Source organism: Streptomyces sp. NPDC007872, assembly GCF_042868165.1.
Lineage (GTDB): Bacteria > Actinomycetota > Actinomycetes > Streptomycetales > Streptomycetaceae > Streptomyces.
The window spans coordinates 1,038,125-1,056,759 of sequence record NZ_JBIAEA010000001.1 but is presented as its reverse complement, the minus strand read 5'-3'; the positions used below and the strand labels follow the sequence as shown (position 1 = coordinate 1,056,759).

At 72.5% G+C, this 18,635-nt stretch carries 14 protein-coding genes; 4 read left to right on the top strand and 10 right to left on the bottom strand.

The genetic code is table 11. The features are described from left to right. Window positions 1–9: 9 nt before the first annotated feature. Window positions 10–546: a GNAT family N-acetyltransferase gene (locus ACFYNX_RS04285; protein ID WP_365549238.1), complete on the bottom strand. Its 537-nt coding sequence runs from the start codon at window positions 544–546 to the stop codon at window positions 10–12. Window positions 547–663: 117 nt separating this feature from the next. Between ACFYNX_RS04285 and ACFYNX_RS04280 the strand changes: the two genes are divergently transcribed. Together ACFYNX_RS04280 and ACFYNX_RS04275 are read left to right on the top strand one after the other, a co-directional pair. Continuing rightward, the gene (locus ACFYNX_RS04280; protein WP_388657471.1) at window positions 664–1,542 is read left to right on the top strand and encodes an alpha/beta fold hydrolase; all 879 of its coding nucleotides are present in this window, start codon (window positions 664–666) and stop codon (window positions 1,540–1,542) included. An 87-nt stretch (window positions 1,543–1,629) separates the two neighbouring features. Further along, on the top strand, window positions 1,630–2,430 hold the full coding sequence (locus ACFYNX_RS04275; protein WP_388657468.1) for an inositol monophosphatase family protein: 801 nt from the start codon (window positions 1,630–1,632) through the stop codon (window positions 2,428–2,430). Window positions 2,431–2,911: 481 nt separating this feature from the next. On the opposite strand, the gene pruA is transcribed toward ACFYNX_RS04275, so the two are convergent. Together pruA and ACFYNX_RS04265 are read right to left on the bottom strand one after the other, a co-directional pair. Then, window positions 2,912–4,543, bottom strand: a complete 1,632-nt coding sequence (gene pruA, locus ACFYNX_RS04270; protein WP_365549229.1) for an L-glutamate gamma-semialdehyde dehydrogenase — start codon at window positions 4,541–4,543, stop codon at window positions 2,912–2,914. Between the two features lie 34 nt (window positions 4,544–4,577). After that, window positions 4,578–5,504 (bottom strand): proline dehydrogenase family protein, encoded by a 927-nt coding sequence (locus ACFYNX_RS04265; protein WP_388657465.1) that lies wholly within the window; start codon window positions 5,502–5,504, stop codon window positions 4,578–4,580. A 190-nt stretch (window positions 5,505–5,694) separates the two neighbouring features. Here ACFYNX_RS04265 and ACFYNX_RS04260 point away from each other — a divergent pair, with 190 nt between their 5' ends. Continuing rightward, complete coding sequence (locus ACFYNX_RS04260) at window positions 5,695–6,807, top strand: helix-turn-helix domain-containing protein (protein WP_365549225.1); 1,113 nt, start codon at window positions 5,695–5,697, stop codon at window positions 6,805–6,807. Between the two features lie 81 nt (window positions 6,808–6,888). On the opposite strand, the gene ACFYNX_RS04255 is transcribed toward ACFYNX_RS04260, so the two are convergent. From ACFYNX_RS04255 to ACFYNX_RS04225, 7 genes are all read right to left on the bottom strand, one after another. Then, window positions 6,889–7,464 (bottom strand): TetR/AcrR family transcriptional regulator, encoded by a 576-nt coding sequence (locus ACFYNX_RS04255; protein WP_388657461.1) that lies wholly within the window; start codon window positions 7,462–7,464, stop codon window positions 6,889–6,891. 92 nt (window positions 7,465–7,556) lie between these two features. Beyond that, complete coding sequence (gene serA, locus ACFYNX_RS04250; RefSeq protein ID WP_365549219.1) at window positions 7,557–9,146, bottom strand: phosphoglycerate dehydrogenase; 1,590 nt, start codon at window positions 9,144–9,146, stop codon at window positions 7,557–7,559. A 236-nt stretch (window positions 9,147–9,382) separates the two neighbouring features. Further along, on the bottom strand, window positions 9,383–10,384 hold the full coding sequence (ilvC, locus tag ACFYNX_RS04245; protein ID WP_365549216.1) for a ketol-acid reductoisomerase: 1,002 nt from the start codon (window positions 10,382–10,384) through the stop codon (window positions 9,383–9,385). Window positions 10,385–10,479: 95 nt separating this feature from the next. Then, window positions 10,480–11,007, bottom strand: a complete 528-nt coding sequence (gene ilvN / locus ACFYNX_RS04240; protein WP_125663775.1) for an acetolactate synthase small subunit — start codon at window positions 11,005–11,007, stop codon at window positions 10,480–10,482. Between the two features lie 37 nt (window positions 11,008–11,044). Further along, complete coding sequence (locus tag ACFYNX_RS04235) at window positions 11,045–12,886, bottom strand: acetolactate synthase large subunit (RefSeq protein ID WP_388657456.1); 1,842 nt, start codon at window positions 12,884–12,886, stop codon at window positions 11,045–11,047. Between the two features lie 246 nt (window positions 12,887–13,132). Continuing rightward, a complete protein-coding gene (locus ACFYNX_RS04230) occupies window positions 13,133–15,970 on the bottom strand; it encodes a putative bifunctional diguanylate cyclase/phosphodiesterase (protein WP_388657453.1) in 2,838 nt (945 codons plus the stop codon). Window positions 15,971–16,467: 497 nt separating this feature from the next. Then, complete coding sequence (locus ACFYNX_RS04225) at window positions 16,468–17,433, bottom strand: 2-hydroxyacid dehydrogenase (RefSeq protein ID WP_388657451.1); 966 nt, start codon at window positions 17,431–17,433, stop codon at window positions 16,468–16,470. 75 nt (window positions 17,434–17,508) lie between these two features. On the opposite strand from ACFYNX_RS04225, the gene ACFYNX_RS04220 reads away from it, so the two are divergent. Continuing rightward, window positions 17,509–18,510, top strand: coding sequence for an aldo/keto reductase (locus ACFYNX_RS04220; protein WP_365549206.1), 1,002 nt, complete (start codon window positions 17,509–17,511; stop codon window positions 18,508–18,510). Window positions 18,511–18,635 lie beyond the last annotated feature (125 nt).

Genomic DNA, 18,635 nt, shown 5'->3' with positions numbered 1-18,635 from the left:
TCCCCCTCCTCACGTCACATCGCCGTCCCGCCAGTCGAAGACGAGCGGGGCGGCGGGGTCCGGCAGGGGCCCCGCGCCCGCCGGGCGCAGGAAGACGCCCCCCTCCTCCTCCGGGAGGTGGACGATCCCGTCGGGCGTGAACGCCTCGACGCGCCCCTCCCAGAGCTGCCAGCCGCGCCCCCGGTAGAGGGCGGCGCCCGCGTCCGAGGCGGCGAGCGCCCCGAAGGCGTACGCCCCGTCGATCACGCGCTCCAGCTCGGCCATCACCGCTCCGCCGAGCCCCTTGCGGCGCAGGTCGGCCCGGACGGCGACCCCTTCCACGTACCCGACGCGGTGCGAGCGGCCGCCGTGGAGCAGCCGGCGCATGACGACGGCGCCGTGGGCGGCGATCCCCCGCTCGTCCTCGATCCAGGCGTGGAAGCCGCCGAGGGTGTGGTCCCAGTCCTCGTCGTCGAAGTTCCCCTCGAAGGCGAGGTCGAGCATCTCGCGTACGGAGCGGAGCCGGGCGGCTCCGAGTTCATGGGTGGGCGCGGTCCTCACGGTCATGCGCTTCACCCTTCCACAACCGCCTAACTACCGAAAGCGAATTGACAGGTTACTCACGGCCTGCTGGAATCGTCCCGTCGAGACCTAACCACTAAACCGATCTCAAGGGGTTAGAAGATGTCCGTACTGCCGACCCACCACCGCACCGTCGCCGTCCGGGGACACGAGATCGCCTACCGGGAGGCGGGCCCGACCGACGCCCCCGCGCTGCTCCTGCTGCACGGCTTCCCGACCAGCTCGCACATGTTCCGCGACCTGATCCCGCTCCTGGCCGACCGCTACCACCTGATCGCCCCCGACCACCTGGGCTTCGGCCGCAGCGCCGCGCCCTCCGCCGACGACTTCGCCTACTCCTTCGCCGAACTGGCCTCGCTCACGGCCGAGTTCACGGAGGCCGTCGGCCTGGACCGGTTCGCGCTCTACGTCCAGGACTACGGTGCCCCCATCGGCCTCCGGCTCGCCCTCGCCCACCCCGAGCGGATCACCGCGATCGTCACCCAGAACGGCAACGCGTACGAGGAGGGGCTCGGCACCGAGGCCTGGGCCCCGGTCCTCGCCCTGATCGAGGAGCGCACCCCGCAGACCGAGGAGCCGGTCCGCGCCCTCCACTCCCCCGCCGGCATCCGGTGGCAGTACGAGACGGGCGTCCCCGCCGAGTACCGCGACCTCCTCAGCCCCGACGCCTGGCACCACGACGCCGCCCTGATGGCCCGCGAGGGCCAGGACGGCGTCCAGTTGGACCTGATCGCCGACTACGGCTCCAACTTCGCCCTCTACCCGGCCTTCCAGGAGTACTTCCGCACCTCCCGGGTCCCCCTCCTCGCCGTCTGGGGCGAGGGCGACCGGGTCTTCGTCCCGGCGGGCGCCGAGGCCTTCCGCCACGACCTCCCGGACGCGGAGGTCCACCTCCTGCCCACCGGGCACTTCGCCCTGGAGACCCACGCGCCGGGGATCGCCGCGCTGATCGACGACTTCCTGGCCCGGCGGGTGGGTTGAGAACCGCCTCCGGACGGGCAGGAGCCCCGGTGCTCCGGCCGGAAAGCTCCGCCGGACCGGCGGCTTCGCCTCGCTAGGCTGCGCGGCATGATCGACTCATACGCGGGTTCCGACGACGCCGCGGTCGCGATGGCCGGGGCGCGGGCCGGCGCGGACGTGGTCCGCAGCCTGTACGGCCGGCGGCTCGACCGCATCGACAAGGGTGCCGGGGACTTCGCCACCGCCGCCGACGTGGAGGCCGAGAGGAGGATCCTCGACGTCATCCGTGCCGCGCGGCCCGACGACGCGGTGCTCGGCGAGGAGGGCGGGCGGCAGGGCGCCGCCGACGCCGCGCGCCAGTGGCTGGTGGACCCCCTGTGCGGCACGCTGAACTACGCCGTCGGCACCATGCTGGTGGCCGTCAACGTGGCGCTGCGCGACGGGGCGGCGGCCGTGGCCGATCCGTTCGGCGGCGAGGTCTTCCTCACCGACGGGGAGGGCGCCTGGGTGCGGCGCGACGGAGCCGCTGACGCGCCGCTGACGCCCACGGCCGCCACCCGGCTGGTGGACGTGAATCTGGATCCGCCGTTTCCGAGTGCGCCGGACTTCCGGGCCGTGGACCTGCTGGCCCACCCCGCCTTCGTCGAACGGTTCCGGCCGCGCGTCGTGTCCACGACCCTGGCCCTGGCCTGGGTCGCCGCCGGCAAGCGCGCCGCGTACGTCACCGACGGCGGCGACCTCTCCGGAAGCGTGCACTTCGCGGCCGGCATCGCCCTGTGCCGGGCCGCCGGCTGCGTCGTCACCGGGATCGACGGCGCCCCGCTCGGCGAGGCGGGCCGCGGACTCGTGGCCGCCGCGGACGACGAGACCCACGGGCTGCTGATGTCGGTGATCCGCGGCCGGGGCTAGGGCCGCATCGTGGCGGCTCCGAAGGATGATCGACGCCGGAGGCCCGGTCCGCGGGCACCTGCTGAAGGTGACGACGTCCTGGCGCCGTTTCAGGGGCCCTGTTCACGTCCCCCGGCATGCGAGAGGCTGCCGGACATGATCGACCGTGACCTCGCGGTCCGGGCGGCCCAGGAAGATCCGGACCGCGCGCACCGCGGTGGACGAGCTGCACGGAGAGGTGTGCCGGACGGCGGCGGCCGAGGGCCAGGATCACCGTCATGCGCCTGCTGCGGCAGCGGGTCCGGACGCTCACGCACGCGCAGGCCTCCGACGTGACGCGCGCACGAGTCCGACCGGAGCGAGCGGCGGGTCCCGGACATGGAAACCGCCCCCGACCTCGGTTGGGGGACCGAGGTCGGGGGCGGTGTCAGGAGCCTGCCCGCGAGGGGCAGGTGCCCGCCCCGGCAGGGGCGGAGGGGGCCGCTCGCGCGGCGGAACGGCGTCAGCCCATGTGCGGGTAGCCGTACTCGGTCGGCGGGACCAGGGTCTCCTTGATGGCGCGGGTCAGCGTCCAGCGCATCAGGTTCTGCGGGGCGCCGGCCTTGTCGTCGGTGCCGGAGGCGCGGCCGCCGCCGAAGGGCTGCTGGCCGACGACGGCGCCGGTCGACTTGTCGTTGATGTAGAAGTTGCCCGCGGCGTAGCGGAGCTTCTCCATCGTGTACGCGGCGGCGGCGCGGTCGTTGGCGATGACCGAGCCGGTGAGCGCGTAGTCCGAGACCGACTCCATCTGGGTCAGCATCTCGTCGTACTTGTCGTCCTCATAGACGTGCACCGCGAGGATCGGGCCGAAGTACTCGGTCGTGAAGACCTCGTTCTCCGGGTCGGTGCACTCGATGACGGTCGGGCGGACGAAGTAGCCGACCGAGTCGTCGTAGGTGCCGCCGGCGACGATCGTGCAGCTCGGGTCGGACTTGGCGCGGTCGATCGCCGCCTTGTTCTTGGCGAACGAGCGGTCGTCGATGACGGCGCCGATGAAGTGCGACAGGTCGGTGACGTCACCCATGGTGATGCCGTCGACCTCGGCCGCGAACTCCTCCTTGAAGCCGTCGTTCCAGATCGAGGCCGGGACGTACGCGCGCGAGGACGCGGAGCACTTCTGGCCCTGGTACTCGAAGGAGCCGCGGGTCAGCGCGGTCTTCAGGACGGCGCGGTCGGCGCTGGGGTGGGCGACGACGAAGTCCTTGCCGCCGGTCTCGCCGACGATCCGCGGGTACGAGCGGTAGTTCTCGATGTTGTTGCCGACCGTCTTCCACAGGTGCTGGAAGGTCTTGGTCGAGCCGGTGAAGTGGATGCCGGCCAGGTCGCGGTGGTTCAGGGCCACCTCGGAGACGGCGATGCCGTCGCCGGTCACCAGGTTGATGACGCCCTTGGGCAGGCCGGCCTCCTCCAGGAGCTCCATGAGGAGCACGGCGGCGTGGGTCTGCGTCGGGGACGGCTTCCAGACCACCACGTTGCCCATGAGGGCGGGGGCGGTGGGCAGGTTGCCCGCGATGGCCGTGAAGTTGAACGGCGTGATCGCGTAGACGAAGCCCTCGAGCGGGCGGTGGTCCAGGCGGTTCCAGACGCCCGGCGAGTTGGCCGGGGGCTGCTCGGCCAGGATCTGGCGGGCGTACGCCACGTTGAAGCGCCAGAAGTCGACGAGCTCGCACGGGGTGTCGATCTCGGCCTGCTGGGCGGTCTTGGACTGGCCGAGCATGGTGGACGCGGCCAGCGTCTCGCGCCACGGACCGGCGAGCAGCTCGGCGGCGCGCAGGATGATCGCGGCGCGGTCGTCGAAGGACATCGCGCGCCAGGCCGGGGCGGCGGCCAGGGCGGCGTCGATCGCGTCCCGGGCGTCCTGCTGGGTGGCGCCCCGGAAGGTGCCGATGACGGCCCGGTGGTTGTGCGGCTGGACGACCTCGAACTCCTCGCCGCCGCCCAGGCGCTTCACGCCGCCGATGGTCATCGGCAGCTCGCGCGGGTTCTCGGCCAGCTCCTTGAGCTTGAGCTCCAGACGGGCGCGCTCGGGGGAGCCGGGGGCGTAGCCGTGCACCGGCTCGTTGACGGGAGTGGGGACCTGGGTCACAGCGTCCATGAGTCTCTGTACTCCTTCGGAGGGGTGGTGGGGCTCAGCCATTGGTGAGGATGGAGCGGACGAAGAAGAGGAGGTTGGCCGGCTTCTCCGCCAGGCGGCGCATGAAGTAGCCGTACCAGTCGGTGCCGTACGCGGTGTAGACGCGCATGCGGTGCCCCTCGGCGGCGAGGCGGTTCTGCTCCTCGCTCCGGATGCCGTACAGCATCTGGAACTCGTACTCGTCCGGCTTGCGCCCGGCGCGGCGGGCCAGCTCCTGGCCGACGGAGATCAGGCGGGGGTCGTGGGACCCGATCATCGGGTAGCCCTTGCCCTCCATCAGGATCTTCATGATCCGGACGTACGCCTTGTCGATCTCGGGCTTGTCCTGGATCGCGACGGAGGCGGGCTCCTTGTAGGCACCCTTGACGATCCGGACGCGGGAGCCGTTCGCGGCGAGGCGGCGGGCGTCGTCCTCGGTGCGGAAGAGGTACGCCTGGATGACGCAGCCGGTCTGCGGGAAGTCCTTCCGCAGCTCCTCGTGGATGGCGAACATCGAGTCGAGGGTGGTGTGGTCCTCGGCGTCCAGGGTGACGGTGGTGCCGATCGCGGCGGCGGCCTCGACGACCGGCCGGACGTTGGCGAGCGCCAGCTCGTGGCCGTCGTCGAGGGACTGGCCGAACATCGACAGCTTCACGGACATCTCGGCGCGCTCGCCGAGGCCCAGCTCCTTCAGGCGGCCGATGAGCTCCAGGTAGGCGTCCCGGGCGGCGTGCGACTGCTCGACGGTGGTGATGTCCTCGCCGACGACGTCGAGGGTGACCTCCAGGCCGCGCTCGCTCAGCTCCCGCACGATCGGGACGACGTCGTCGACCGTCTCGCCGGCGATGAAGCGTGCCACGACCTGCTTGGTCCCGGGCGCGGCCGACACGAAACGGCGCATCTTGTCGCTGCGCGACGCGGCGAGGATCACGGGACCCAGCACGGGGCACCTCCAGAGGGCAAGGGTAGAACGGGGCCGTACCCGGACGAAGGCCATGAGGCGAACGAACCGGAACAGCACGGATAACCACTGTGAAACCTACGAATCGCTCCGATCGTCCGCCACCTACACCTGTCACGCATCCGTGGCCCGCCTCTCATACATCTGTCTGAGAGGGTGCGAGAATGGGTCGGTGAAGGGCGATTACCAAGACCTGGTGGACGAGATCTCCGCGCTCCTCGGGGCCCCGGCGACCCTGGAGAACCGCGACTTCGGCCTGATCGCCTTCGGCGCCCACGACAGCGACGACGACACCGCGATGGACCCGGTCCGGACGCGGTCGATCCTGACCCGGCGGTCCACCCCGGCGGTCCGCGCCTGGTTCGAGGGCTTCGGCATCACCCGGGCGGAGGGCCCGGTCCGCATCCCCGCCTCCCCGGACGCGGGCGTCTTCCGGGACCGGATCTGCCTTCCCGTACGCCATCGGGGGGTCGTCCTCGGGTACGTGTGGCTGCTCGACGCCGAGCCGGGGCCACCGCCCGAGCGGCTGGCGGCGGCCATGGAGGTGGCCGCCCGGATCGGCGGGCTCCTCGCGGACGAGGAGCGGGCGGGCGCGGACCTCTCGCGCGAGTTCGCCGCGGCCCTGACCGCCGGGCGCGGCTGGCAGAGCGACATGGCCGTCGCGGCCCTGCGGGCGGCCCTGGGGCCCAGCGCGGACGGGCTGCACGCCGTCGTCTGCGTGACCCCGTGGCAGGGCGAGGCCCCCTCGGTACGGGCCGTGCCCGGCGCGGCGGCGGTGGCCGTCCTCCCGGACGCCGCGTCCCTCGCCGTCCTCGTACGGCTGCGCACGGCCGAGGACCCCTCCCCCGCCCGCGCGGCCGCCGAGCGGCTGCGGGGGGACGCCCCGGCCGGGATCGCCACCCCCCGGCGGGGCCTCGGGGAGCTCCCGGCGGCCTGGCGGGAGGCCAGCACGGCGGCCCGTGCCGCGACGGCGCAGCCGAGGCTGGGCCCGGTCGCGGAGTGGGCGGGCATCGGCCCGTACCGGCTCCTGGCCGCGCTCTACCACCCCGAGGTCGACCCGGTCGTCGCGCCGCTGCTCGCCCCCGCCCACACGGAACTGGCCCGCACGGCCGAGGCGTACCTCGACCACGCGGGCCAGGCGGGGCGCACGGCGGCGGCCCTGGGCATCCACCGGCAGACCCTCTACTACCGGCTGTCCCGGGTGGAGCAGCTCACCGGCCTGGACCTCGACGACGGCGAGGACCGGCTGCTGCTCCACATGTCCCTGAAGTCGGCCCGGCTGTAGGCGTCCGGGCCCGCCGGAGCGACGGGGGCGGGTGCGCGGGGCGGCCGCGCGGGGTACGGCCGGGGCGGCGGAGGCGCCTCGTCAGCCCCGCTCCCCCAGCAGCACCTTGAGCCCCTCCGTGAGGTCGTCCGCCGTCGGGGCCGTCTCCGGGTCGACCATCCACTGGATCATGACGCCGGCCGCCAGGGCCTGGCAGAGCAGTCCGGCCACCCGGGCCTTCTCCGGGTCTTTCTCGGGGTCGATGCCGAGAAGCCCCTCGGCCATGCCGAGCCGGCCCTCCCGCTGCGGCTCCTTGATCGCCTCGCGCAGCCGCTCGTCGTCGTCGAGCCGGGTGACGACCTCGGTCTGGAGCCTCCAGACCGGGCGGCTCGCCTCCGCCGTCGCGACGACCCGCTCCCAGACGGCGTGGAAGCGCCCGTACGGATCGGCCGGGAGTTCGTGCCCGGCGGCCTCCGCCGGGCCGATCCGGTCGCCCCACTCCTCGGTGAGGGCGAGGAAGGCCTGCTGGAGCAGGGCGTCCTTGGAGCCGTAGTGGTAGCCGATGGAGGCGAGGTTGGTGCCCGAAGCGGCGACGACGTCGCGCGCGGTGGTCCGTCCGTACCCCTTCTCCAGGAGACAGCGCTTGGCGCCTTCGAGGAGGTCTTCCTTGTGTCCCATGAACAGCACTGTACCCGGCCGCTAGACGCTCGTATAAGACGAGCGTCCAACGACCGGGTACGGGCCGTACGGGGACGGACGGCGCGGGCGCGTCAGATCAGGTTGACCGAGCGGGCCGAGTTGGCGCCGATCTCCGCCGAGATCTCCGAGAGCACGGCCACCGGGACGGTGTCGTCCACGGTGAGCACGACGAGCGCCTCGCCGCCCTCCTCCGCGCGGGAGACCTGCATGCCGGCGATGTTCAGACCGGCCTCGCCGAGGATGCGGCCGACCGTGCCGACGACGCCCGGGCGGTCCTCGTAGCGCAGGACGACCATGTGGTCGGCGAGCGCCAGGTCCACGTCGTACTCGCCGACGGCGACGATCTTCTGGAGGTGCTTGGGGCCGGCCAGGGTGCCGGAGACCGAGACCTCCTCGCCGCCGGCGAGGGTGCCGCGCACGGTGACCACGTTGCGGTGGTCGGGCGACTCGGAGCTGGTGGTCAGGCGCACCTCGACGCCGCGCTCCTGCGCGAACAGCGGGGCGTTGACGTACGACACGGTCTCGTCGACCACGTCCTCGAACACGCCCTTGAGCGCGGAGAGTTCGAGCACCTTCACGTCGTGCTGGGTGATCTCGCCGTAGACCTCGACGTCGAGCCGGGCCGCGACCTCGCCCGCGAGGGCGGTGAAGATCCGGCCGAGCTTCTCGGCGAGCGGCAGACCGGGCTTGACGTCCTCGGCGATGACGCCGCCCTGGACGTTGACCGCGTCCGGGACCAGCTCGCCGGCGAGCGCCAGGCGCACCGAGCGGGCGACGGCGACGCCGGCCTTCTCCTGGGCCTCGTCCGTGGAGGCGCCGAGGTGCGGGGTGCAGACGACCTGGTCGAGCTCGAAGAGCGGGGAGTCCGTGCAGGGCTCCTTCGCGTACACGTCGAGGCCCGCGCCGGCGACCCGGCCCTCCTTGAGCGCCGAGTACAGCGCCTCCTCGTCCACGATCCCGCCGCGCGCGGCGTTGACGATGCGGACGGAGGGCTTGACCTTGTGCAGCGCCTCGTCGCCGATGAGACCGAGGGTCTCCGGGGTCTTCGGCAGGTGGACGGTGATGAAGTCCGCGACCTCCAGGAGCTCGTCCAGGGTCAGCAGCTTCACCCCCATCTGGGCGGCGCGGGCCGGCTGCACGTAGGGGTCGTACGCGACGATCTTCATGCCGAAGGCGGACATGCGCTGGGCCACCAGGACGCCGATGCGGCCGAGGCCGACGACGCCGAGGGTCTTCTCGCTCAGCTCGACGCCGGTGTACTTGGAGCGCTTCCACTCGCCGTTCTTCAGCGCCGTGTTGGCCTGCGGGATGTTGCGCGCGGTGGCGACGAGCAGGCCGCACGCGAGCTCGGCGGCGGTGACGATGTTCGACGTCGGGGCGTTGACGACCATCACGCCGGCCTTGGTGGCGGCGGAGACGTCGACGTTGTCCAGACCGACGCCGGCGCGGGCGACCACGCGCAGCTTCCGCGCGGCGGCGATGGCCTCGGCGTCGACCTTGGTGGCGGAACGGACCAGGATCGCGTCCACGTCCGCGAGGGCGGGGATCAGCTCGGCGCGGTCGGCGCCGTTGCAGTGCCGGATCTCGAAGTCCGGGCCCAGCGCGTCGACGGTGGCGGGCGACAGCTCTTCAGCGATGAGTACGACAGGTTTCGAGCTCACGTGAGTCCTCACAGGTCCAGTGCGGACGGCCGTCCCGACGGCCGCAGGCGGTGGAGGGGGCTTGCCGCGTGAAAGCGCACGACGCTGTGGGCCTGACGCGTATGTTGTTGAGAAGTGTAGTGGTGCGCGGGCGCCGTTCGTGCGCCTCGTCGGCAGGATCACCCGTCCGTGTTGGACGGTGTGTCCAACGACGCGGAACGGGGCCGGACAGCACGTCCGGCCCCGCCCCGGAAGGCTTACGCCTCCTCGTCGTTCACCCAGCTCATGAGCTTGCGCAGCTCCTTGCCGGTGGTCTCCAGGAGGTGCTGCTCGTCCTGGGACTTGTACTCGTTGTACTTCTTCAGGCCGCCGTGGTACTCGTCCATCCAGTTCTTGGCGAAGGTGCCGTCCTGGATGTCGGTGAGGACCTTCTTCATCTCGGCCTTGGTGGCGTCGGTGATGATGCGGGGGCCGGTGACGTAGTCGCCCCACTCGGCGGTCTCGGAGACCGACCAGCGCATCTTCTCCAGGCCGCCCTCGTACATGAGGTCGACGATCAGCTTCAGCTCGTGCAGGCACTCGAAGTAGGCGATCTCCGGCTGGTAGCCGGCCTCGACCAGGGTCTCGAAGCCGGCCTTGACCAGCGCCGAGGCACCGCCGCACAGGACGGCCTGCTCGCCGAAGAGGTCGGTCTCGGTCTCCTCGGTGAAGGTGGTCTTGATGACACCGGCGCGGGTGCCGCCGATGGCCTTGGCGTACGAGAGCGCCAGGGCGAAGGCGTTGCCGGTCGCGTCCTGCTCGACGGCGGCGATCGCGGGGACGCCGCGGCCCTCCTCGTACTGACGGCGGACCAGGTGGCCCGGGCCCTTCGGGGCGACCAGGGCGACGTCGACGCCGGCCGGGGGCTTGATGAAGCCGAAGCGGACGTTGAAGCCGTGCGCGAAGAAGAGGGCGTCGCCGTCGTTCAGGTTCGGGGCGATGGACTCCTCGTAGACCTGGGCCTGGATCGGGTCCGGGATGAGGATCATGATGACGTCGGCCTCGGCGGCGGCCTCGGCGGGCGTGACCACGCGCAGGCCCTGCTCCTCGGCCTTGGCCTTGGACTTGGAGCCCTCGTGCAGACCGACGCGGACGTCGACACCCGAGTCACGGAGCGACAGCGCGTGGGCGTGCCCCTGGCTGCCGTAACCGATCACCGCGACCTTGCGGCCCTGGATGATGGACAGGTCGGCGTCGGCGTCGTAGAACAGCTCGGCCACTGGGATTCTCCTTGGTGTGCTGGTGTTGCGTCCCACCGTACGGCGGGCGGGGGAAGGGAGGTCGTGCGGTCTCGTCAGGCGGAACGGGCGACGGCTCAGGCGGAGCGGTCGAGGGACCGCAGGGACCGGTCCGTGATGGACCGGGCGCCGCGCCCTATGGCGATCGTGCCGGACTGGACGAGTTCCTTGACGCCGAACTGCTCCAGCATCTTGAGCATGGCGTCCAGCTTGTCACTCGAACCGGTGGCCTCGATGGTGACGGCCTCGGGCGAGACGTCCACGGTCTTGGCGCGGAACAACTGGACGATCTCGACGATCTGGGAGCGGGTCTCGTTGTCGGCGCGGACCTTCACCAGGACGAGTTCGCGCTGGATCGCGGCGCTGGGCTCGAGTTCGACGATCTTCAGGACGTTGACCAGCTTGTTGAGCTGCTTGGTCACCTGCTCCAGGGGCAGGCCCTCGACGTTGACCACGATGGTGATGCGGGAGATGTCGGGGTGCTCGGTGACGCCGACGGCGAGCGAGTCGATGTTGAAGCCGCGACGGGAGAACAGGGCGGCGATCCGGGCGAGGATGCCGGGCGTGTTCTCGACGAGGACGGAGAGCGTGTGCTTGGTGGACATGTCTGGGTCTCTTCCTTTTCGCTGTCGCTCTTCGTGCTCAGTCGTCTTCGCCGTCGCCGAAGTCGGGGCGGACGCCCCGGGCGGCCATGACCTCGTCGTTGGAGGTGCCGGCGGCCACCATCGGCCAGACCTGGGCGTCCTCGTGGACGATGAAGTCGACGACGACCGGACGGTCGTTGATGGCGTTGGCCTCGGCGATGACCTTGTCCAGGTCGGCCGGGTCCTCACAGCGCAGGGCGACGCAGCCCATGGCCTCGGAGAGCTTGACGAAGTCGGGGACGCGGGTGCCCCTGTTCGCCTTCTGCTCGTCCGGGCCGGAGTGCAGGACGGTGTTGGAGTAGCGCTGGTTGTAGAAGAGGGTCTGCCACTGGCGGACCATCCCGAGGGCGCCGTTGTTGATGATGGCGACCTTGATCGGGATGTTGTTCAGGGCGCAGGTGGTGAGTTCCTGGTTGGTCATCTGGAAGCAGCCGTCGCCGTCGATCGCCCAGACGGGGCGGTCGGGCATGCCGGCCTTGGCGCCCATCGCGGCGGGGACCGCGTAGCCCATCGTCCCGGCGCCGCCGGAGTTCAGCCAGGTGGCGGGCTGCTCGTAGTCGATGAAGTGGGCGGCCCACATCTGGTGCTGGCCGACGCCCGCGGTGAAGATCGTGTCGTCGGGGGCGAGCTGTCCGATGCGCTGGATGACCTGCTGCGGCGAGAGGCTGCCGTCCTCCGGCAGGTCGTAGCCGAGCGGGTAGGTCTCGCGCCAGCGGTTCAGGTCGCTCCACCAGGCGCTGTAGTCGCCCTTGTTGCCCTCGCTGTGCTCGGCCTGGACGGCCTGGACCAGGTCGGCGACGACCTCGCGGGCGTCGCCGACGATCGGGACGTCGGCGGCGCGGTTCTTGCCGATCTCGGCCGGGTCGATGTCCGCGTGGACGATCTTGGCGTACGGGGCGAAGCTGTCGAGCTTGCCGGTGACGCGGTCGTCGAAGCGGGCGCCGAGGGCGACGATCAGGTCGGCCTTCTGGAGCGCGGTGACGGCGGTGACCGAACCGTGCATGCCCGGCATGCCCACGTGCAGCGGGTGGCTGTCGGGGAAGGCGCCGAGGGCCATCAGGGTGGTGGTGACCGGGGCGCCGGTGAGCTCGGCCAGGATCTTCAGCTCGGCGGTGGCGCCGGACTTGATGACGCCGCCGCCGACGTACAGGACGGGCCGCCTGGCGGCGCTGATCAGCTTGGCGGCCTCGCGGATCTGCTTGGCGTGCGGCTTGGTGACCGGGCGGTAGCCGGGCAGGTCGGTCTGCGGCGGCCAACTGAAGGTGGTCTTCGCCTGGAGGGCGTCCTTGGCGATGTCGACCAGGACCGGGCCGGGGCGGCCGGTGGAGGCGATGTGGAAGGCCTCGGCGATCGTCCGCGGGATGTCCTCGGCCTTGGTGACCAGGAAGTTGTGCTTGGTGATGGGCATCGTGATGCCGCAGATGTCCGCCTCCTGGAAGGCGTCCGTGCCGATGGCCTTGGAGGCGACCTGGCCGGTGATCGCGACGAGCGGGACGGAGTCCATGTGCGCGTCGGCGATCGGGGTGACCAGGTTGGTGGCGCCGGGGCCGCTGGTGACCATGCAGACGCCGACCTTGCCGGTCGCCTGGGCGTAGCCGGTGGCGGCGTGGCCCGCGCCCTGCTCGTGGCGGACCAGGATGTGGCGCACCCTCTGCGAGTCCATCAGCGGGTCGTAGGCCGGGAGGATGCAGCCACCGGGGAGACCGAAGATGGTGTCCGCGCCCACCTCTTCGAGAGAACGGATGAGGGACTGCGCGCCCGTGACGTGCTCGACGGGGGAGGTCGTCGCGCCGTTGCGGGGCCGCGGCTGCGGATGGTGCCCGGTGGCCTGCTCGGTCATCAGCATCTCTTCTCGAAGCAGAGGGTTGGTGCGAGGGTTTTTGCGAGGTGTTTTACGAGGGTTTAAGGCGATTTCAAGGTGAGCCGGTGCAACAAAAAACCCCTCGTGCCGTGAGGCAAGCGAGGGGAGCGCGTCGGGTGCGTTCTAAGCCGGGCCTACGGTGGCCCTGCTTCAGCCGACGCGCTGTCCAAGTACGAGAATTCGGGTGCGCATGGCACTGACCCTCTCCCTCAGCCCGCCGCACTGTCAAGTGGGTGGGACGGGCGTCTCACTATGCGAGCCGATCGGGGGTCGGTTTCCGACCGGCACGGGGACCGCTCCGGGCAGCGGGTACTCGTCCCTGACCAGGGCCCTGCGCAGCCGGTACTCGTCGAGCGGGCCCGAGAAGGCCATGCCCTGGGCGTGGGTGCAGCCCATGGCGCGCAGGGCGACGACCTGCTCCGGGACGTCCACGCCGTCGGCCACGGTCCGCAGGCCCAGGTCGCCGGCGAGGCGGAGCACCCCGCGGGTGATCTTGCGGAGCCGGGCGGACTCCACCACGCCCTCGACGAGCCCCCGGTCCAGCTTCAGCATGTCGACGGGGAGCCGCCGCAGGGCGTTGACCGCCACGTGTCCGCTGCCGAAGCCGTCGAGCGCGATCCGCACCCCGAGCCTGCGCAGGGCGGCCAGGCGCTGCTCCAGCTCGTCGAGCGGGATCCGGGGGTCGCTGTCGGCGAGTTCGACGATCAGCGAGCCGGACGGGAGGCCGTGCCGGGTGAGCAGGGACTCGACGGAGCCGAGCGGCAGCGAGCGGTCCAGGAGGCGGCGGGCGGAGAGCCGGATGGAGACCGGGGTGCGATGGCCGATTCCCGCCCGTTCGGCGGCCTGTTCCACGGCCTCTTCGAGGAGCCAGCGGCCGAGCTCGGCGGTGCGCTCGCCGTCGTCGGTGACGCGGAGGTACTCGGCGGAGGTGAAGAGGATCCCCTGGGCGGAGCGCCAGCGGGCCTGGGCGCTGACGGCGGCGATCCGGCCGGTGGCGAGGTCGACGACCGGCTGGTGGAGCAGGGCGAACTCGCCGTCGTGGAGGGCGGTGCGCAGCCGGGCGGCCAGCTCGGTCCGCCGGACGACCTCGGCCTGCATCTGGGGGGCGTAGAGCTCGACGCGGTCCTTGCCGGCGGCCTTGGCGCGGTACATGGCGAGGTCGGCGTTGCGCAGCAGGTCGCCGGCGTCGGTGCCGGGCTCGGCGAAGGCGACGCCGATGGAGGCGGCGACCCGCACCTCCTGGCCGCCGTCCAGGCGGTACGGCCGGGAGAGCGTGAGCCGCAGCCGGTCGGCGATCTCCTGGACCTGGTTCCTGCGGGCCGTGCGGTCGCGGCCGCCGTCGCCCAGGATGAGGGCGGCGAACTCGTCGCCGCCGAGCCGGGCGGCCGTGTCCCCGGACCGTACGGAGTCGTGGAGGCGGCGGGCGGCCTGGACGAGGAGGTCGTCGCCGGCCTGGTGGCCGAGGCGGTCGTTGACCGCCTTGAAGCCGTCGAGGTCGATGAAGAGCACGGCGGTGCCGGGGTCGGAGGCGCGGCGGCCGCCGAGGGCCTGGCGGACCCGCCGGGTGAAGAGGGCCCGGTTGGGCAGGTCGGTGAGCGGGTCGTGCTCGGCGTTGTGCTGGAGCTGGGCCTGGAGCCGGACGCGCTCGGTGACGTCCCGGCTGTTGAAGAGCAGGCCGCCCTGGTGGCGGTTGACGGTCGACTCGACGTGGAGCCACTCCCCCCCGCGGCCGGAGCGGAAGCGGCACTCGATCCGGGTGGTGGGCTCCTCGGCGGGCGAGGCGGCCAGGAACCGCCGCACCTCGTGGACGACGGCGCCGAGGTCGTCGGGGTGGATGAGGGCGGCGAGCTCGGTGCCGACGAGGTCGTCGGCGTCCCGTCCGTACACCCCGGAGGCGGCGGGGCTGACGTAGTGGAGCCGGCCGTTGGGCGCGGCGATCATGATGACGTCGCTGGAGCCCTGCACGAGCGACCTGAAGTGGTTCTCCTTGTGGGCCAGCTCGTGGGTGAGGGCGATGTTGTCCAGGAGCATGATGCCCTGCCGCACGACGAGGGCGAGCACCACCGCGCAGCCGGTGAGGACGACGACGCGGTCGACCCGGCGCCCCTCCACCACGTTGTAGAGGATGCCGAGGGTGCAGACGGCGGCGGCGAGGTACGGGGTGAGGGCGGCGAGCGAGCCGGCGACCGGGCGGCTGTGGAGCCCCTGGCCGCGCGCGGCGGCCGCGGCGTCCGGGAGCCGGCGGACCCCCCAGGGCGCGTAGGCGAGCAGCAGGGAGCCGGCGAACCAGCCGGCGTCGAGGAGCTGGCCGGAGGCGTAGTTCTCGCGGAGCAGCGGCGAGGTGAACAGGGCGTCGCACAGGACGGTGAGCGCGAGGGCGGCGATCGCGGTGTTGGTCGCGGAGCGGTTCGCCTGCGCGCGCCGGAAGTGCAGGACGAGCACCATGCTGACCAGGACGATGTCGAGCAGGGGGTACGCGAGGGAGAGCGCGGCCCCGGCGACGGACTCGCCCTCGACGTGGGCGGTGCGGGCGAGGGCCAGGCTCCAGGAGAGGGTGAGCAGGGAGCCGCCGATGAGCCAGGTGTCGAGGGCCAGGCAGACCCAGCCGGCCCGGTTGGCCGGTTTCTTGGCCAGGACGAGGAGGCCGACGATGGCGGGCGGCGCGAAGAGCAGGAAGAAGAGGTTGGCGACGGAGAAGTCCGGCACCTCGGTGCGCAGGACGACCTCGTACCAGCCCCACACCGCGTTCCCCGCGGCGGCCATGAACGAGGAGAAGGCGAAGAGCAGCCAGGCGGGGCGGGCGCTGCCGCGGTGGGCCCGGGCGTAGAGGTAGCAGGAGATCGCGGCGGTGAGGGCGGCGGCGCTCAGTCCGAAGTCGCCCATGAAGAGCGCCGTCTCCGGCGAGCCCCAGCCGAGGGAGGCGCCGGTCGTGTAGCCCGCGCACAGCAGCCCCAGGGCGATCTGGGCGAGGATCGCCCCGGTGCCGGGGCGCGCGGCGGGCGGGGGCCCCGGGTCCTTGTCGGCGACGGGGCGGCGCGCGAGGACGGTCCCGGGCGCGCTCACCGGGCCCTCCGGCGCCGGGCTCCCGCACGCGGCCGCGTCGTGCGGCCGGGCGGGCGGCTCGTCGGCACTCCCGGGGGCGTGCCCGTCGCAGTCGTGGGGGCCGGGGGCGGCGCCGCGGCCCGGGGGCGCGACGCCGGCCACCGCGCGCCCAACGGGGTCCGGCGGCCCCGCGCGGTCCGGCGTAAGGCGCGGCGCGGCCTGGTCCGGCACCGCGCACACGAGGTCGGCGGCGAGGCGCGGAAGGCCGGCGGACGGCGGCGCCGTCGCGTCGGATCGTCGGTCCTCAGGCCGTGTTCCACCCGTCGCCCCCCTCGGAATCTGATGTCCCGTCACTTCGCTCCCCGGCGTCAGCCCGTACTCGACGCAGTCCCCCGCTCCGGGACGATACACCAGGTTGGTCACTCAGGGACAGGGTCGCAGTACTCTCCGTGACGGGCCCGGGAGTTGTGCCCGGATGCGCCCGGCGTGCGCCGGGCGGCCGCGGCGCACGGCGCGGCTCAGCCGGTGGTGAGGAGGACGTTGGCCAGGTCCTCCCCCGCCGCGAACCGCCGCAGTTGTCCCGCGATCAGCCGCTTCGCCCTCGGCATGAAGGCGGAGGTGGAACCGCCCACATGGGGACTGATCAGGACACCGGGAGCGTGCCACAAAGGATGCCCGGCCGGCAGCGGTTCCGGGTCGGTGACGTCGAGCGCCGCCGTGATCCTGCCGCTCTCTACCTCCTTGAGCAGCGCGTTCGTGTCGACGACGGGGCCCCGGGCGATGTTCACCAGGAGCGCCCCGTCCTTCATCCGCGCGAGGAACCCGGCGTCGGCGAGATGCCTGGTCGCGGGCGTGAGCGGGGTGGAGAGGACCACCACGTCCGCCTCCGGGAGGAGCGCCGGCAGGTCGGCCAGGGCGTGGACCGGGCCGCGCCCTGTGGTGCGTGCGGAGCGTGCGACGCGCGCCACCCGCGCGCATTCGAAGGGCGCGAGCCGGTCCTCGACGGCGGCGCCGATCGAGCCGTACCCGACGATCAGGACGGACTTGTCGGCGAGCGCCGGGTAGAAGCCGGCCCGCCACTCCTCGGCGTCCTGGCCGCGCACGAATCCGGGGATTCCGCGCAGCGAGGCCAGGATCAGGGCGAGCGCGAGTTCGGCGGTGCTGGCCTCGTGGACGCCCTTGGCGTTGCACAGGGCGACGCCGGGCCGCAGCGATCCGATGCCGGGGGTGACGTGGTCGATGCCCGCGGAGAGGGTCTGCACGACCCGGACCGAGGTCATCGCGGCCAGCGGCCGGACGGCGATCTCCGAGCCCTTCATGTACGGGACGACGTAGAAGGCGCAGTGCGCGGGATCGGCCGGGAACTCCGGTCCGCCGTCCCAGAAACGGTAGGTGAAACCCGACCCGCCCGGCTCGGGGAGATCCTCGATCTCGTCCGCGGGAACCGGAAGCCACACGTCGGCGGTGGTGTCTTCGCATCTCATGTCCGGGAGGCTATGCGAAGAATCCCGTGCCCCATTGGTTACTTTGGGGGGCGGCACAGGGAGGGGTACCGGCAGGTGGAGCGCAGGACTATCGGGGCGGCGGCGCTCGACGTGGGTGCGATCGGCCTGGGGTGCATGCCGATGAGCTGGGCGTACAGCCGTTCGCAACAGCGCGGGGACCGCTCGCTGCGGACCGTGCACGCGGCCCTCGACGCCGGGGTGAGCCTGCTCGACACCGCCGACATGTACGGCCCGTTCACCAACGAGCTGCTCGTGGGGCGGGTGTTGAAGGAGCGCCGGGCCGACGCGTTCGTCTCGACCAAGTGCGGGCTGCTCGTCGGCGACCAGCACGTGGTGGCCAACGGGCGCCCGGGGTACGTGCGTCGGGCCTGCGACGCCTCGCTGCGGCGGCTCCAGACCGACGTCATCGACCTGTACCAGTTGCACCGGGCGGACCCCGAGGTGCCGGTCGAGGAGACCTGGGGCGCGATGGCGGAACTGGTGTCGGCGGGCAAGGTGCGGGCGCTCGGGCTCTGCGCCGTCGGCGCCCGGCCGGGGCGCCGGGGCACGGGCCGCGACGCCCACGAGGGAACGATCCGGCAGTTGGAGCGGATCCAGCAGGTCTTCCCGGTGGCGGCGGTGGAGGCCGAGCTGTCGGTGTGGTCGCAGGAGGCGCTGGCGCGGCTGCTGCCCTGGTGCGCGGCCCGGGGCGTCGGGTTCCTGGCGGCGATGCCGCTGGGCAGCGGCTTCCTGACCGGGACGCTGACCCCGGGCGGCGGTTTCGAACCGGACGACCCGCGGGCCCGGCACCCCCGGTTCACGGCGGAGATGATGGCGGCGAACCAGCCCCTCGTGGCGGGCCTGCGGCGGGTGGCCGCGCGGCACGGGGCGGACGTCACCCCGGCGCAGGTGGCCCTGGCGTGGGTGCTCGGCCGGGGGCGGCACGTCGTGCCGGTGCCGGGGACGAAGCGGGAGCACTGGGCGGTGGAGAACGCGGCGGCGGCCTCGCTGCGGCTGACGGCGGAGGACCTGACGGAGATCGCGGCGCTCCCGGCGCCCCGGGGGTCGTGGGACTGAGGGGGCCGGGACCGGGTGGGCCAGGGCTGGGGGGACGGGCCGGAGCCGGGCCGGATGGGCCGGGACCGGCCGAGCGGGAGCCGGACAGGCCGGAGCCGGACGAGCCGGGATCGGACAGGCCGGGC